Origin of the sequence: Bacillus safensis FO-36b (genome assembly GCF_000691165.1) — a bacterium.
Lineage (GTDB): Bacteria > Bacillota > Bacilli > Bacillales > Bacillaceae > Bacillus > Bacillus safensis.
In genome coordinates, this window is sequence record NZ_ASJD01000004.1 from 45,038 (window position 1) to 57,690 (window position 12,653).

The window sequence follows — 12,653 nt, forward strand, 5'->3', positions numbered from 1 at the left end:
GATCTCTTTATTTATCTATTCATTCAGATAAAAAAGCCGATTCCTCTATAGAAATCGACTTTTTGTTAGTTACGAGAAGTGCTGTTGAATCGTTTCAAGGGCATTCCCTTCGATAATCAGCTGACCGTATTCTTTCAGTCTGTAGATGCTGACCACTGATTCATGAGCATATTCAAGCAAAATGCTGAGCTTATTCTCCACTTGCTCATCTGACAAATCCTCGTGGAAGTCAACATATAGATAATAACGGTTTTCAAACGAATATAAACTTGTGGTAAAATCCTGCATATTTAATTGAGAAAGTGCAATCAAATCTTCAAAGTCATCCATTTTCAATACGAATTGAAGTTGAAGTTTTTTGTCCTTCTCATTATGGTCTTCTTGATCTTGCTCTTCTTTATGAAAATCATCAAGCAGTGCGTCTAAGCTTTCTTCATCTGTTTGATCTTTTTTATCTTCTGGAATCGGCAATTCGAGCTTTTGTCCATCTTTAGAAAGTTGGGCTTTTGTCACGACAATTTCAAGACCTTTGTCAAGTGCCTGTACTTGAATCCAAAGCGGTCCCTCTACTGCAAATTCTTCTTCTTCGTGCACTTCGTCCATTACTTCCCAAAACAGCTCTTCACTGCGCTCACGATTGTACCAGATCTCTTCACGGTCAAATCCGCGATCTTCAATATCACCGTAGGAAATATAAAATTTGACTGTATGTTCATTTATTCTTTCGATTTCCATTTTGCCAACCTTCCCTTCTATATAAGATGTTGAAGGGACATACAAGCTCCCAATTAATAGTACTTTACTACAATTTACCCGTTCCGTCTACATGTTAACCGTTTAAAGAATTGAGGTATTGCTTCGTACTGTCTATTTTATGATAAAACATGAATAAAAGAAATAAAAACGCATTTTTTGCAGAGAAAACTTGCAGAAACATATATTTGAATTGTCTTCATATATTGGTTGTACGAGCTCTATTTGGGACATGAGGTGAAATAGATGGAAACAGAGTGGATCGTATCCTTACTGATGATTATTGGCATAGACCTGATTTTAGGCGGAGATAATGCGCTCATCATTGCGATGGCGAGTCGCAGTTTATCACATGACAAACGCAATAAAGCCATTTGGATCGGCACTCTTTTAGCCGTGTTGATGAGAATTACAATGACTGGTGCCGCCGTTTATTTATTGACTATCCCTTATTTGCAGTTTATTGGCGGTCTTTTTCTCCTTTATATAGGATACAATCTGTTAATTGAACAAAAGAAGGAATCGATTCGGATAAAGAGCAGCGGCTCCCTTTGGCGTGCGGTTCAAACCATTGTGATTGCCGACCTTTTTATGTCACTTGATAATGTCATCGCAGTTGCAGGTGCAGCAAAAGGCAACATGCTTCTGACCGCTTTTGGTCTCATGATTTCTGTACCGATTATTATTTGGGGAAGCAAGCTGATTCATGCAGCTTTAACTAAATTTCCGTTTCTTTTATACGGAGGAAGTGCTCTCTTGGCCTTTACAGGGGGTGAAATGATTGTACGTGATGTGAAATTGGCTGAATTTATGGCACAGCATGCCACGCTTGAATTGATGCTTCCGTTTTTAACCGTCATAGTGGTCATATTAGCGAGCCTCTTTTACGAACAAACGGCTGAAAATAAATAAAAAAAGCTGCCAAATGATCGGCAGCTTTTTATGTTTTTATTAGTTAGCAAGTCGCTGAGCTTCTCTTAGTTGGAATGTACGAACCGTTCTTGGTAAGAAACGTCTAATTTCATCTTCATTGTACCCAACTTGTAATCTTTTTTCATCCAAGATAATTGGACGACGCAAAAGACCTGGATGCTCATTGATTAGTTTATACAATTGTTGAAGCGGCATTGTCTCAACATTGACATTTAGTTTTTGGAATACTTTTGAACGTGTTGAGATAATTTCGTCTGTACCGTCTTCTGTCATTCGAAGAATTTCTTTGATTTCATCGATTGAAAGAGGCTCAGAAAAAATGTTTCTCTCTTGATATGGGATATTGTGCTCTTCTAACCACGCTCTTGCTTTTCTACATGATGTACAGCTTGGTGATGTGTATAATGTTACCATAAATCTTCACTCCTCAATTTGTAGAATGAATATTGATCTGTATTCTTAAATTAAAATTGTTCTAAATAAGTAATCTTTATAGTGATTATACTATAAAAAAGTAAGTGTGAACAGATTTTCTTGCAATTTTTGTGACAAAAACTAGACAATTTCATTCATTTTGTCGTGCTGCTGGATGTCAGAACATTCTCATTTACTCGAGATGATCGAAAATATTTTTTTGCTTTCTATTTTCAATGATCTTCAATACATCATCAACATCCTCATACGATTGTCCATACCATTCTTCATCTTTATACGTATGGATTCGTTCATAGGTCTTCCTCATGGCTTCCATGATCTCTTCCTCATGATTTGTAAGAGGCGACCAATAAAGAATTTCCATGCGGTTCACTTCATTTGTTGCAAGTGACCTGCGTTTATAACCGATTGATTCTGCATGCTTGAAGTGCTCTCTTTGGTAAAACTTTAGGCGTTTTGCAGTATCTGCATCATCTTCATCTACAGGCTCGACCTCAAGCAAGATCGGTTTCTTTTTTTCCTTCAGCTTATGAATAAGCTTTGACCCGAGGCCTTCACCTCTTGCATCTTTGGAAACAAATAAATAATCAATAAAGATGAAAGAATCAAATTCGGCGTACATCATCACATGATGAGGTCCTTCCTCCTTATGATAAATATCACTTCTTTCCTTTAATAAAGCTTCCATATGCTCTTTTGACTTCATTTCTTCTATCGGGAAGTATTCACTGAGCTTTTCATACCAATTCATGGATCTGCTCCTTATGCTATAGTTAAGAACCACTTCCTTAGATATTCCCGATTTCCTGCTATTTAAACGCCTGTACTAGTAAGACGCAGCAAAGTCTTAAGTAGTTTCACTTTTTTTCAATTAACGCAAAAAAAGTTTTATAACGAACGATTCATGACGAGTTGAATACAGACAAACAGGATAATTGTCATCGCAATTTGAAGCATAATGAAATAAAGATATTTTACGCGCCATGCTTCTTGCTTCTGACCGCTTGTCTTTCGGTTAAGCATATATTCCATTGAAAAAGACACAATCCCAATGAGTACCATAAACGCGAGCATCCACTTTCCTCCGTTTGGTTTCCTGAAAAAAGACGTTGAAAAAAGCATGAATACAATGAGAACATGAAGCAATGAATAACGAAAGGTTTTCCAATTTAACATTTGATTTCCTCCGGTATCTGCTTGTACTTAACTAAAAATTACCATCATCTTGTTTTTTTGTAAAATAAAAAAAGAAGCACTGACTTAGCAGTGCTTCTTTCTTCTTATGATTGTTTCGCCTGAAGCTCTTTGAATTCTTCCTCTGTGCAGCTCACAAAATGACCTGGCTTCACTTCACGGAACTCGGTGTTTGTTCCTTTGTGAACAGATGGATCATACTTGATTCGTTTGCGGTTACGCTCATAATCAGGATCTGGAAGCGGAATCGCAGACAGCAATGATTTTGTATATGGATGAAGCGGGTTTTCGTATAATTCATTCGCTGGTGCCAGCTCAACCAATTTTCCAAAATACATCACACCGATACGATCGCTGATGTATTTTACCATGGACAAGTCATGAGCAATGAATAAGTACGTTAAACCTTTTTCCTCTTGAAGCTCTTTCAATAAATTGACGACCTGCGCTTGGATCGACACGTCTAATGCAGAGATTGGTTCATCGGCGATGATGAAATCCGGCTCTACTGCTAATGCACGGGCAATTCCGATACGCTGCCTTTGACCGCCTGAGAATTCATGCGGGTATCTGTTCGCGTGCTCTTTGTTCAAGCCAACAGTTTCAAGTAATTGGTACACACGCTCTTTACGCGCCTGTTTTGTTTTTGCAAGGCCATGAATGTCGATGCCCTCTGCAATGATATCAAGCACTGTCATTCTAGGGTTGAGTGAAGCATATGGATCTTGGAAGATCATCTGCATTTGACGGTTGAACTCAAGCATTTTTTGTCTTGATTTCTTCCCGTGTACATTTTCTCCCTTATAAAGAACTTCACCATCTGTCGCATCATAAAGTCTAATGATCGAACGGCCCGTAGTGGATTTACCACAACCAGACTCACCTACAAGACCAAGCGTTTCACCTTTGTAAATATCAAATGAAACCCCATCAACTGCTTTCACAGTTCCTCTCGCTGTATGGAAATGCTGCTTCAAATTTTTGATTTCTAACAGTTTTTCTGCCATGCTATTCACCCTCTTTTACTAATACAGGTTTTTCGTAGCTACCTTCTAGTTCACGCATTCTCGCCTTTACAGAAGCAGGCGGTTCAACTTTAGGTGCATTCGGATGAAGTAGCCATGATTTCACATAATGCGTATCTGATACTTTGAACATTGGCGGTTCTTGTTCAAAGTCAATTTTCATTGCATAATCGCTGCGGAGTGCAAATGCATCTCCTTTCGGCGGGTTTGTCAGATCTGGCGGTGTTCCTGGAATGGCAGTCAGCTTTCCTTCATCTCCGCCATCTGTGTCAAGACTCGGCATGGATGCTAAAAGTCCCCATGTATACGGATGCTTAGGATTGTAGAAAATTTCATCGACAGTCCCTGTCTCCACAATCTGTCCTGCATACATAACAGCTACACGATCAGCGACGTTGGCAACAACACCTAGATCATGCGTAATAAAGATAATCGAAGTGTCAACCTTTTGCTGAATTTCTTTCATTAATTCTAAAATTTGTGCTTGAATTGTTACATCAAGTGCAGTCGTTGGCTCATCGGCAATCAGCAGCTTTGGATCTGCTGCAAGCGCCATGGCGATGACAACCCTTTGTCTCATCCCGCCACTAAATTCGTGCGGATATTGTTTAATTCTTTTTTCAGGCATTGGAATTCCAACGAGCTCCAATAGTTCAATGGCTCTTTTTTCAGCCGCTTCTTTTGAAATTTGTTCATGCTTGAACAGCACTTCTGTAATTTGTTTCCCGACTTTCATCGTTGGATTCAAAGACGTCATCGGATCTTGGAAGATCATTGAGATATCTTTTCCTCGAATGGTTTGCATTTGTTTTTCAGTTTTCTTGACAATATCTTGGCCATCAAACAGGATCTGTCCGCGCTTGAAATAACCTGGCGGCATCGGAATTAATCTCATGATCGCTTGTGATGTCACACTTTTACCAGAGCCAGATTCACCTACAATAGCAAGTGTCTCGCCTTTATTTAAGTGGAAGTTCACACCACGAATGGCTTGAACCTCTCCACCATATGTTTTAAATGAGATTGCAAGGTCTTTCACCTCTAGAATACGTTCACGTTCCATCCTAATCACTCCTTATTTACGCAACTTCGGATCTAAAGCGTCTCTTAGTCCGTCTCCAACCACGTTAAAACCAAACATTGTAATACAGATAAATGCGGCTGGGAACCATAATCTCCAAGGGTAATACGTCATGGCTGGAATTCCGTCAGACGCCATTGTTCCCCAGCTCGCTAACGGAGCCGGTACACCAAGCCCTAGGTAGCTTAGGAATGCCTCTGTGAAGATAGCAGAAGGAATCGTTAATGTCATCGTCACAAGGATTGGTCCCATTGAGTTTGGAATTAAGTGTTTAAATAAAAGTCTAGATGTTTTCGCACCTAATGTTTGTGCTGCAAGAACGTATTCTTGACTCTTTAATTGTAAAACCTGTCCCCGAACAATACGTGCCATGTTAATCCAGCCTACGACTGTCATGGCAAGGATAATCGTTAATAATCCTTTTGGCAGAACAACCATCATTAAGATAACCATTAATAGTGTTGGAATTGCCCATAAAACGTCTGCGATACGCATCATTACTTCATCTGTACGGCCGCCTTTGAATGCAGCAATACTTCCCCAGATAATACCGATAATCACGTCAAGCACCGCTGCAGCAAGCCCGATAAAGATCGAAATTCTTGCCCCGACCCATGTACGGACAAACATGTCACGTCCTAAATCATCTGTACCAAACCAGTGTTCTTTTGAAGGCGGCTGGTCAGCATTCAGCAAATCAGTCGTAGAGTAATCGTATTTAGAAAACATCGGAACAAAGATGGCCAGCATCACGATAATAAAAATGATTGTAAGTCCAACCATTGCAAGTTTATTGGCACGGAAGCGAAGCATGGCATCCTTCCATAAAGATAGACTAGGTTTAGAAATTTTTTCAGATTCTGCTGCGTCAGCTGTCGCAGGCACAAATAAATCTTTTCTCATCTCTTCCATGTGTTAGACCCCTTTCTTCGCCTTCGTCAGTTTAATTCTAGGATCGATAATACCGTAGAGGACGTCAACGACTAGAATACTGATTAATAGAATAATACTGTAGAAGACTGTGACACCCATGATGACGGTGTAATCACGGTTTGTAATGCTTGTGACAAAGTGAGAGCCTAAGCCAGGAATACCAAAAATCTTCTCAACGACAAAACTACCTGTTAAAACTGAAGCAGCCATTGGTCCCATGTATGTGATAACAGGTAACAATGCGTTTCGGATGGCGTGTTTGATCGTCACAGCAGATTTTGTTAATCCTTTCGCTCTAGCCGTTCTAATGTAGTCACTATTTAGTACTTCAAGCATACTTGACCGTGCAAGTCTAGCGATAAATGCCATTGGCATGAAGGAAAGTGCAATAGAAGGTAGTACGGTGCTTGCCCAAGACTCCCATCCTGCAACTGGGAAGATCGCTATAATACTTGCCTCAGATGCAAATACATATTGTAGTAGCGCCGCTAAAATAAAACTTGGAACTGAAATTCCAAAGATCGTTAAAATGGCAATCGTATAGTCTTGCCACTTGTTATGATAGAGCGCTGCAAGGACCCCAAACAATACACCAAATGCTAATGCGAGGAGAATTGCCTCAATTCCGAGGGTAAAGGAAACGGGGAATCCAGAACTGATTAAGTCATTTACGGTTTGTCCTTTATATTTAAATGAGGGACCAAAATCTAATGTTGCAACTGAACCTAGGTAGTTTACATATTGAACAAATAAGGGCTTGTCCAATCCGTAGTGCTCGTTTAGGTTTGCTTCAATTTCAGCAGGAAGTTTCTTCTCACCAGAGAATGGACCACCAGGTGCTGCCTGCATGAGAAAGAAAGTTGCAGTTACAATAACAAACAGTGTGATTAAAATATATATTAATCGCTTACCGATATATTTAAGCAACGGAATTGCACCTCCATGATTTTACAACAATTTCTCTAATCAGCAAGAAAGGTATATGGAGAGACATCCTCCATATACCTTAAGATCCTTGCCGTAGATCTCTTACACTATTACTCTTACTTTTCGAAATGTGCCCATTTGTATTGAACATCACCTAGTCCAGATACAACTACACCTTTAAGTTTTGGATCTTGTACCCAAAGCTGAGTGTAGAAGTAAATTGGTGCTATAGGCATATCGTTGATGATGATTTCTTCTGCTTTTTTCAGCATTTCTTCACGCTTCGTTTTATCTGTTTCTTTTGCAGAATCATTCAACAATTGTTTGTACTCTTTGCTTTCCCATCCAGTGTCGTTGTTTCCGCCGTCTTTATCTTTGTAAAGCTCAAGGAAGTTCACTGGATCGTTGAAGTCACCTAACCAGCCCATACGTCCGATTTGGTAATCTCCGCTGTGGATTTTGTCGATGTATACGTTCCACTCAGAGTTATCAAGTTCAACTTTCACACCTAAATCTTTTTTCCACATTTCTTGAATTGCTTGTGCAATCTTTTGGTGGCCTTCATCTGTGTTGTAAGAAAGTTTCAATGTTGGAAGATCAGAAACAGACTTATAACCTAATTCTTTCGCACCTTTTTCAAGAAGCTTTTTAGCTGTATCTACATCGTGATCTTTGAAGTAGCCAGTTTTGTTATCTGTGAATCCTTCCATTGTTGGTGGAACGATTGCCATTGCTGGAACTTGTTCACCTTGCGTAATTTTGTCAACGATCGCTTGACGGTTGATTGAGTATGCAAGGGCCTTACGGATGTTTGCATTGTTTAAAGGTTTTACTTCTGTGTTGAATTTGTAGTTATAGATACCAGCGATCGTCTGGATTTTCAGACCGCCTTCTTTTTTCAATGTTTTTAAAGACTCAGTTGGAAGGCTTCCAGTTGGAGAACCAGCCCAGTCAAGCTCGCCTTTTTTGAACATGCTAAGCTCAGTGTTTGTATCTTTGATCATAGACATGTTGATTTTTTTCAATTTCACAGTATCTTTATCCCAGTATTCATTGTTCTTTTCAAGCGTGATAGAACCGCCATGTTTCCATTTAGAAAGAACGAATGGTCCGTTAGATACGTAGTTTTCACCAGCATTTGTGTACCAGTTTTTATTCTTTTCAGCCACTTTTTTGTTGACTGGCATATAAGTATAGAATGCAGTTAGTTCAGTAAAAAACGGTGTTGGGTTTTCTAGCTCAACTACAAGCGTTTTGTCGTCTTTAGCTTTAATGCCAACATCAGCAACTTTCGCTTTCCCTTTGTTCGCTGCTTCAGCACCTTTAATATAGTAAAGCTGGTAAGCATATTGAGATTCATTTTTAGGATCTAATGCCCATTTCCAAGCATATTCGAAATCTTCTGCTTTTACAGGGTCGCCATTAGACCATTTTGCATCACGAAGTGTGAATGTATAAGTTTTACCATCAGCACTTGTTTTGATATCAGAAGCCATTGCATTTTCTGGCTTTCCTTCAGCGTTAATTCTTGTTAACCCTTCAAAAGTCTGACGGATGACACTACCTGAAGTTGAATCATTTGCCAATCCCGGATGTAGAGAAAAAGGCTCAGTGGAGATATTCACATTTAATGTTGTTTTAGCCTCTCCAGAACTGCTCGTGCTGTCGCCTGATTTGTTTCCGCTGAAACCACAAGCGCTTAATACAAGTGTGAAAATAAGCATTAAAGTAACAACAGACCAACGCTTTTTCAACTGTATTCCCCCTTATAATATGTTTTTAGTTCAAAGGTCTCGATAGAAGATGAGATTCAGATTTAAGAAATAGCGTAAAAAAGTCCCTGAATAGCTTACTTTCTATTTCTTTTGTTTTTTCTGAATTTTCACTATGTAAAGAGCCTAGCACAAACGTGTGAACAAATTCATTATAATGAATAGAATAATTTATTGCAATATCAATTTCATATATTTTTTAAAAACGTAAATGGGGATAAAGAGGGATTTTTATAAACTAAAGTCTCAATCACTTCAACAAATTAAAGCGTAAATTGATTAAAATAATTTAACAAATTCAGCAGGAATAATGTTTTATACATATAATTAATCATCCTTTTTTAAAAAATTCTGACAGATATTTGTTATTTTATCTAAAATTTTAAGTGTCAATAGGCATGATGAGAAGGTCACATAAGGGCTTCGTGACTTTTTCATGGTCATCCTTTATAATAGATAGACATATTGTTGCGATGAAAAAGAAGAGTACATATATTCACCATTTACAGAGAATCTGCGGCCGGTGTGAGCAGATAATGGCATGTATGGAATGGGCTTTGGAGCAGCTAACCGAACACTTCTAAAAAAGTGAGTAGGCTTAGACGGAGCAGTCTCCGTTATCAACGTCTTGAGTGATTTCTATGTGAAATAACAAGGGTGGTACCACGGTTCATTCGTCCCTTTTCTGTTGAAAAGTGATGGGTGGGCCTTTTTATATTGAAGAAAAGAGGTTTTAGTATGACAAAGAAGACAATTTTTTCAGGCATTCAGCCGAGCGGTTCTGTCACGTTAGGGAACTATATTGGAGCAATGAAGCAATTTGTTGATTTGCAGCATGACTATCATGGCTATTTTTGTGTCGTGGATCAACATGCGATTACAGTGAGTCAGGACCGATTAGCTCTCCGCCAAAATATTAGAAGCTTAGCAGCTCTTTATTTAGCTGTTGGTCTTGATCCAGAGAAAGCGACATTGTTTATCCAATCAGAGGTACCTGCTCACGCCCAGGCAGGATGGATGCTTCAATGTGTTGCTTATATTGGGGAATTAGAAAGAATGACCCAATTTAAGGACAAATCCGCTGGTAAAGAAGCAGTTGTTTCAGGCCTATTAACGTATCCCCCATTAATGGCTGGCGATATCTTATTATATGGTACTGATTTAGTCCCTGTTGGAGAAGACCAAAAGCAGCATCTTGAATTGACTAGAACGCTCGCTGAACGCTTTAACCGAAAGTACAATGACATCTTCACTGTGCCTGAAGTGAAAATTCCAAAAGAAGGCGCACGGATTATGTCTTTAACAGATCCAACGAAAAAAATGAGCAAATCCGATCCGAACCAAAAATCTTTCATTACCTTATTAGATGAACCAAAGCAGCTTGAAAAGAAAATTAAAAGTGCTGTGACGGATTCAGAAGGCATCGTGAGGTATGACAAAGAGAACAAGCCTGGTATTGCCAACTTGCTGACGATTTATTCTGTATTAGGCAACATATCCATTGCAGAGCTGGAGCAAAAGTACGAAGGCAAAGGATATGGTGAGTTTAAAGGAGATCTTGCGAACGTTGTCATTGAGGCTTTAAAACCAATTCAAGATCGATACTACGAACTCATTGAATCAGACGAGCTTGACCGCATTCTAGACGAAGGTGCTGAAAAAGCAAACCGCGCAGCAAACAAAATGCTGAAAAAAATGGAGAATGCGATGGGTCTTGGCAGAAAACGCAAATAAAAAAAGCTTGCAGCACGACTCGCTGCAAGCTTTTTCTAATTTACTTTTGATTCGTTTTCCATTTCCCAAAGCTTTTCGAAAAAAGGCTGTCCTTTAATCATTTTTTCACAGAAGGCTAAATGATTCTCTGACCACCCATCAATCGTTTCATTGTAAAGCATGTTCCAAATCTCTTCGAAAGACATTCGTTTGATTTGGTTGTACATGCGCGGGTTCCATTCCGTATACCAATACGCAATCTCCGCCCTGTTTTTGAGCCCTTTTAATTGATCGAGCGCCATAAACATCAGCTGTTTCAGCTGTCTTTCTTTTCTCGTTAATCCGCTGATATGCTGCGGCGGCAGTGATAGAATGTGATATTCTTTCGTCGATTCAAGGCTGCCCTTAGAAAATTCATATTCCTCTGCCTTCACATCTTTCACCATTTCATACACCAATTGCTCCTGCCTTGGAATCAAGCGGCTTTTTCTCACAGGTATGGAATACCCTATCGTATCTACAGCAATGATTCGAATTCCGTCGGTGACTACAAAGCAATACTCTAATTTACGGCGTTCATGATTTTTTCGAATATATGATTTCTCAAATACAGACTCTAGCAGCGTCTTCGGCAGCTCTGAAAGATCATTCTCTATGTAATCAAACAAAGGGCTCTGCACCTTAAGTAAAGGCACTTGATCTAACAGTTCAACACTGTCCTCCTTACGCCACTCATGAAAATGACACACATTGTAGCCATTCTCTTCCCCTTCAAACCAATTCACCCATACGTCATGAAGAAATAACATAACCAATCCCTCACTTTATAAAAACTGTTGTCCACAGTATGGGCAAGGGATAGAGAAATTATTCCAACTTTATCAAAACTTCAAGCTGAGAATGATGAGCTTCATGTCTTTCTTTCGTTCAGGAAACGCAGAGCCCTTTTAAACTTTACTTCAGCTTTTTAGGATCAAGCGCATCTCTCAGCCCATCTCCTAAAAAATTAAAGCATAAAACAGTCAGCAAAATGAATAAACCTGGGAAAAGCGGGTACCACCAAGCTTGCACCATAATGGAGAAATTTTGTGCGTCTTGCAGCATGTTGCCCCAGCTTGCCGTTGGCGGCTGAATACCAAAGCCAAGGTAGCTGAGCGTTGATTCAGCTAAAATGACGGAGCCTACTTTTAATGTAGCTGACACAATAATAGGACCGATACAGTTCGGTAAAATATGCGAAAAGATGATGACATGATTTTTCGTTCCAATGGTTCTCGCCGCGAGGACGAATTCTCTTGTTCGAAGTGATAAGAATTCACTGCGGATGAGTCTGGCCGTTGTTGTCCAGCCTGTCAAAGCAAAGATTAAAATCAATTTATCAATGCCCGGTTTGAAAATGGTGACGAGCGTAATCAATAGAAAAATGTCTGGAATCGATAACACGACATCTACAAACCTCATTAACAAGGAATCAACAAACCCTTTGAAATACCCCGCAACCGCACCAACGACAGTGCCAATGGTGATTGCACCGAGCACTGAGACAAAACCGACCAATAAAGAGACCCGCGCGCCATATAGCACCCTTGAGAAAATATCGCGGCCAAACTTGTCAGTACCCATAAAATGCTCAGCACTTGGCGGCTGGAGCCGCTTCAATAAATCTTGCTGTTCTGGTGTATATGGAGCGATCACTGGAGCGAAAATGGCTGAAAAGATAATGACCAATAAAATCACGGAGCCGGCAACCGCCAATTTATTTTTGAAAAATTTCTCGCAAAACAAACGCAGCATCGTCTCTGGCTTTGGCGGAAGGCCCTCCTTTAATTTGATATCAACAGGAGGTGTTCCCATATTAGGCTGTGCCAATTGTGCTTCAGCTCCCTT

At 39.6% G+C, this 12,653-nt stretch carries 13 protein-coding genes and 1 other annotated feature; of the genes, 2 read left to right on the top strand and 11 right to left on the bottom strand.

Features of this window, described 5'->3' with window-relative positions; all coding sequences use genetic code 11:
- Positions 1 to 69: 69 nt before the first annotated feature.
- The gene (mecA, locus tag BA81_RS10690) at positions 70 to 735 is read right to left on the bottom strand and encodes an adaptor protein MecA (RefSeq protein WP_024425038.1); all 666 of its coding nucleotides are present in this window, start codon (positions 733 to 735) and stop codon (positions 70 to 72) included.
- Positions 736 to 999: 264 nt separating this feature from the next.
- On the opposite strand from mecA, the gene BA81_RS10695 reads away from it, so the two are divergent.
- The gene (locus BA81_RS10695) at positions 1,000 to 1,665 is read left to right on the top strand and encodes a TerC family protein (RefSeq protein WP_034282060.1); all 666 of its coding nucleotides are present in this window, start codon (positions 1,000 to 1,002) and stop codon (positions 1,663 to 1,665) included.
- Between the two features lie 39 nt (positions 1,666 to 1,704).
- Here the strand turns inward: BA81_RS10695 and spxA are convergent, their stop codons facing one another.
- The 8 genes from spxA to BA81_RS10735 all read right to left on the bottom strand — a co-directional run bounded on the left by spxA (position 1,705) and on the right by BA81_RS10735 (position 9,035).
- Positions 1,705 to 2,100 carry a transcriptional regulator SpxA gene (gene spxA, locus BA81_RS10700; RefSeq protein ID WP_003211421.1) on the bottom strand — a complete coding sequence of 132 codons (396 nt, stop codon included), beginning with the start codon at positions 2,098 to 2,100 and terminating at the stop codon, positions 1,705 to 1,707.
- A gap of 193 nt (positions 2,101 to 2,293) precedes the next feature.
- Positions 2,294 to 2,872, bottom strand: coding sequence for a GNAT family N-acetyltransferase (locus BA81_RS10705; RefSeq protein WP_034282062.1), 579 nt, complete (start codon positions 2,870 to 2,872; stop codon positions 2,294 to 2,296).
- Positions 2,873 to 3,009: 137 nt separating this feature from the next.
- Positions 3,010 to 3,297 carry a hypothetical protein gene (locus tag BA81_RS10710; RefSeq protein WP_034282065.1) on the bottom strand — a complete coding sequence of 96 codons (288 nt, stop codon included), beginning with the start codon at positions 3,295 to 3,297 and terminating at the stop codon, positions 3,010 to 3,012.
- 104 nt (positions 3,298 to 3,401) lie between these two features.
- Positions 3,402 to 4,322: an ABC transporter ATP-binding protein gene (locus BA81_RS10715; protein ID WP_024425041.1), complete on the bottom strand. Its 921-nt coding sequence runs from the start codon at positions 4,320 to 4,322 to the stop codon at positions 3,402 to 3,404.
- A 1-nt stretch (position 4,323) separates the two neighbouring features.
- Positions 4,324 to 5,403 (bottom strand): ABC transporter ATP-binding protein, encoded by a 1,080-nt coding sequence (locus tag BA81_RS10720; protein WP_024425042.1) that lies wholly within the window; start codon positions 5,401 to 5,403, stop codon positions 4,324 to 4,326.
- A gap of 12 nt (positions 5,404 to 5,415) precedes the next feature.
- Positions 5,416 to 6,333, bottom strand: coding sequence for an ABC transporter permease (locus BA81_RS10725; RefSeq protein WP_024425043.1), 918 nt, complete (start codon positions 6,331 to 6,333; stop codon positions 5,416 to 5,418).
- Positions 6,334 to 6,336: 3 nt separating this feature from the next.
- Positions 6,337 to 7,281 (bottom strand): ABC transporter permease, encoded by a 945-nt coding sequence (locus BA81_RS10730; protein WP_024425044.1) that lies wholly within the window; start codon positions 7,279 to 7,281, stop codon positions 6,337 to 6,339.
- Positions 7,282 to 7,397: 116 nt separating this feature from the next.
- Positions 7,398 to 9,035 carry a peptide ABC transporter substrate-binding protein gene (locus tag BA81_RS10735; protein ID WP_034282068.1) on the bottom strand — a complete coding sequence of 546 codons (1,638 nt, stop codon included), beginning with the start codon at positions 9,033 to 9,035 and terminating at the stop codon, positions 7,398 to 7,400.
- Positions 9,036 to 9,517: 482 nt separating this feature from the next.
- Positions 9,518 to 9,738: a binding site (T-box leader), on the top strand.
- Between the two features lie 53 nt (positions 9,739 to 9,791).
- Between BA81_RS10735 and trpS the strand changes: the two genes are divergently transcribed.
- Positions 9,792 to 10,787 carry a tryptophan--tRNA ligase gene (gene trpS, locus BA81_RS10740; protein WP_034282069.1) on the top strand — a complete coding sequence of 332 codons (996 nt, stop codon included), beginning with the start codon at positions 9,792 to 9,794 and terminating at the stop codon, positions 10,785 to 10,787.
- A 35-nt stretch (positions 10,788 to 10,822) separates the two neighbouring features.
- Here the strand turns inward: trpS and BA81_RS10745 are convergent, their stop codons facing one another.
- The gene (locus BA81_RS10745; RefSeq protein WP_034282070.1) at positions 10,823 to 11,575 is read right to left on the bottom strand and encodes a YjbA family protein; all 753 of its coding nucleotides are present in this window, start codon (positions 11,573 to 11,575) and stop codon (positions 10,823 to 10,825) included.
- Positions 11,576 to 11,720: 145 nt separating this feature from the next.
- Positions 11,721 to 12,620, bottom strand: coding sequence for an oligopeptide ABC transporter permease (opp4C, locus tag BA81_RS10750; protein ID WP_080701204.1), 900 nt, complete (start codon positions 12,618 to 12,620; stop codon positions 11,721 to 11,723).
- Positions 12,621 to 12,653: the final 33 nt, after the last annotated feature.

Coding starts and splice junctions, on each gene's coding strand:
- BA81_RS10720 (WP_024425042.1), bottom strand. CDS start 5,403: ATGGAACGTGAACGTATTCTAGAGGTGAAAGACCTTGCAATCTCATTT.
- BA81_RS10705 (WP_034282062.1), bottom strand. CDS start 2,872: ATGAATTGGTATGAAAAGCTCAGTGAATACTTCCCGATAGAAGAAATG.
- spxA (WP_003211421.1), bottom strand. CDS start 2,100: ATGGTAACATTATACACATCACCAAGCTGTACATCATGTAGAAAAGCA.
- mecA (WP_024425038.1), bottom strand. CDS start 735: ATGGAAATCGAAAGAATAAATGAACATACAGTCAAATTTTATATTTCC.
- BA81_RS10715 (WP_024425041.1), bottom strand. CDS start 4,322: ATGGCAGAAAAACTGTTAGAAATCAAAAATTTGAAGCAGCATTTCCAT.
- BA81_RS10725 (WP_024425043.1), bottom strand. CDS start 6,333: ATGGAAGAGATGAGAAAAGATTTATTTGTGCCTGCGACAGCTGACGCA.
- BA81_RS10710 (WP_034282065.1), bottom strand. CDS start 3,297: ATGTTAAATTGGAAAACCTTTCGTTATTCATTGCTTCATGTTCTCATT.
- BA81_RS10745 (WP_034282070.1), bottom strand. CDS start 11,575: ATGTTATTTCTTCATGACGTATGGGTGAATTGGTTTGAAGGGGAAGAG.
- trpS (WP_034282069.1), top strand. CDS start 9,792: ATGACAAAGAAGACAATTTTTTCAGGCATTCAGCCGAGCGGTTCTGTC.
- BA81_RS10695 (WP_034282060.1), top strand. CDS start 1,000: ATGGAAACAGAGTGGATCGTATCCTTACTGATGATTATTGGCATAGAC.
- opp4C (WP_080701204.1), bottom strand. CDS start 12,620: ATGGGAACACCTCCTGTTGATATCAAATTAAAGGAGGGCCTTCCGCCA.